The organism is Alienimonas chondri, assembly GCF_013036045.1.
GTDB lineage: Bacteria > Planctomycetota > Planctomycetia > Planctomycetales > Planctomycetaceae > Alienimonas > Alienimonas chondri.
Window position 1 is genome coordinate 1 of record NZ_WTPX01000289.1, and the last position, 2,673, is coordinate 2,673.

General features: G+C 73.4%; 2 protein-coding genes. Both read left to right on the forward strand.

What is annotated here, in order from left to right; translation table 11 throughout:
- Positions 1–804, forward strand: an 804-nt coding sequence (locus tag LzC2_RS21060; protein WP_171189990.1) for an efflux RND transporter periplasmic adaptor subunit, incomplete at its 5' end; no start/stop codon positions are given.
- Positions 801–2,673, forward strand: a 1,873-nt coding sequence (locus LzC2_RS22935) for an efflux RND transporter periplasmic adaptor subunit (protein ID WP_171189991.1), incomplete at its 3' end; no start/stop codon positions are given. The genes LzC2_RS21060 and LzC2_RS22935, both read left to right, overlap by 4 nt.

A 2,673-nucleotide genomic window follows, 5' to 3' on the forward strand; every position in this document is an offset into this window, starting at 1 on the left:
GTCGGCGGGCCGAAGCTGTGGGCCGCGATTCTGGGCGCAGCGGCGGCGATCGGGGCCCTGTGCGTCCCGGTCCCGCACCGCCTCCACGCCGACTTCACGCTCGCCCCTCAGACCCGCCGGGTGAGCGCCGCTCCGTTCGACGGACTGATCGCCGAGGGACTTGTCGAACCCGGCGACCGAGTCGCGGCCGGCGCGGCGCTGGCCCGGCTGGACGGGCGTGAGCTGCGATGGGATCTCGCCGCCGCCGAGGCGGAACGCGACGGTCACGCCAAAGACCGCGACCGGCGCCTCGCGGCGGGGAAGGTGACGGATTTTCAGCTCGCCGATCTCGCCGTCCGCCGGCTCGACCTGAAGATCGCCACGCTCCGGCGAAAAGAAGGACAACTCGACATCATCGCCGGGACGGCCGGCGTCGTGCTAAGCGCGGCGGTCGATCGCGGGGCGAACGCCCCGGTGACGGTCGGTCAGCCGCTGTACGAGGTCGCCCCGCTGGAGGTGCTGCGGGCCGAGGTCGCGGTCTCCCCCGACGACCTGCCGCACCTGTCCGAGGGCGCCGCCGTCACCCTCCGCCCGGACGGCGCCGGCGGGGCCGCGGTGACGGGAACGGTGAACCGCATCCGGCCGGCGGCGGAGGTCCGCGATTCGGCCGTGGCCTTCGTGGCGGAGGTCGCCGTACCAAATCCCGATGGCGACCTGCGGCCGGGCGTGCGGGGGGCTGCTGAGGTCTCCGCCAGCCGGCGGGCGCTGGGCTGGACGCTGTTTCACCGCCCCGTGGAAAAGCTGGGCGGGTGGCTGGGGTGGTGAAGACGAACGCTCATTCCGAATCCGTCGAATCGTCGTCCGACGCGGCGCTGGCAGAGACGGCGGAGTTCCTCGAACTCCGCCCGAAGCTGCGGCCGGGCCTGCGGTTCGCCCCGCGAACCGCCGGCGGGGAGCGGTTCCACATGATTGAAGACGAGGCCGCCGGGGCGTTCCACCGGGTCGGACCGGCGGAGTACGCATTCCTGTCGCGGCTGGACGGCCGCACGACGGTGGGCGCGGCGCTGGCGGCGACGGCAAGCCTCGGGGCCGACGCGCTGACCGAGCGTGAGGCCGCCCACGTCTGCCGGTGGCTCGTCGAAAGCGGCCTCGCCGGCACCCCGGGGACCGACCGCGCCGCCCGGGTGATCGCGGAGGCGCAGAAGAAAGACCGCACCGCGGCCTTGCGGATGCTGGACCCGATCGCGGTGACGGTCCCGCTGTTCGATCCGAACCGGCTGCTGGAACTCTGCCGGCCGCTGCTGGGCTGGCTGTTCAGTCCGATCGGGGCGCTGCTGTGGTGCGCGGCGTTGCTGGCCGGCGGCTACGAGTTGGCTGCGGGGTGGGGGCGATTCACGGGGTTCTCGCCGGCGGCGTTCGGGCCGCACGAATGGGCGTGGCTCGCCTTCAGTTGGGCCGGTTTGCGAGTCGTGCACGAACTCGGTCACGGACTGGCCTGCCGGCGGTTCGGGGCGCGAACGGGGAAGGCCGGGGTGCTGTTCCTCCTGTTCATTCCCTTGCCGTACACGGACGTGACGGCCGCGTGGCGGTTCGCGGGGAAGTGGCCGCGAATCGCCGTCTCGTTGGCGGGGGTGTACGTCGAACTGCTGATCGCCGCGGTCGCCGCCCTAGTCTGGGCGCGGGTCGCGCCGGGGATCGTCGCGGACCGCTGCCAGGATCTAATTCTCACCGCGGGGGTCGGCACGCTGCTGTTCAACCTCAACCCGCTGATGCGGTTCGACGGGTACCACGTCCTCGCCGATCTGCTCGGCGTGCCCAACCTCGCGGACCGCGGGCGTCGCATGACGGCCGCGGCATGGCGGCGGGTGTTTCTCGGGGGAACGGGGCTGGGCGACGCCGTCGGTCCAACAGAGGCCGGCGGGTGGCGGCGGTGGGTCGTGGGCATCTACGGGCCGCTCGCGGGGATCTGGCGGGCGTTCATCGGGGTCTCGCTGATCGGCGGGGCCGCGGCACTGCTGCACGGGGCAGGGCTGATCGTCGCCGCGCCCGCGGGCGTGCTGTGGTTCGGCCGGCCGGTCTGGCGGGCGGGTAAGGCCGTCGCGAACTCCGGGCCGCGGGGGTGGTGTCGGGCGGTTCACGTCGAGCCGGGGGAGTGGGTGAAGGCAGACACCGTGCTGTTCGAACTGGAAAACCCAGACCTCGCCCGCCGCGCCGCCGCGTTGGAACTGGATCTCGAAGCGTCCCGCGTCCGTCGCCGGCGCCACCTGCACCGCGGCGAGTTGGCCGCCGCGCAGGTCGAAGCTCGGCAAGCGACCGCGCTGGCGTCGCAGCAGTCCGAGTTGACCGCCCTGCTGGCTGGGTTGACGGTAAAGGCTCCGGTGGCCGGCCGGGTGACGGGGGAGGATCTGGCCGCCCTGGAGGGGGTCTGGGTCCGTCCGGGCCGGACCTTGGCGTCGCTATCGGTGGACGGCTCGATCGGCGTGCTGACCCTTGCCGACGCCGACGAACGCCCGCGGATCGTCCACGGTGCCGCGGCGTCCGTGCGGCTGATCGGCGAGGAACGCCGGCCCCGCTCGGCGGTCGTCGCGACCGTCGAACCGACCGCCGGCCGGTTCTTGCCGCACCCCGCGTTCGGGGCGAACGTCGGCGGCCCGCTGCCGGTCGTCGCCGTGGGTGACTCGAAAGGGGCGGGGA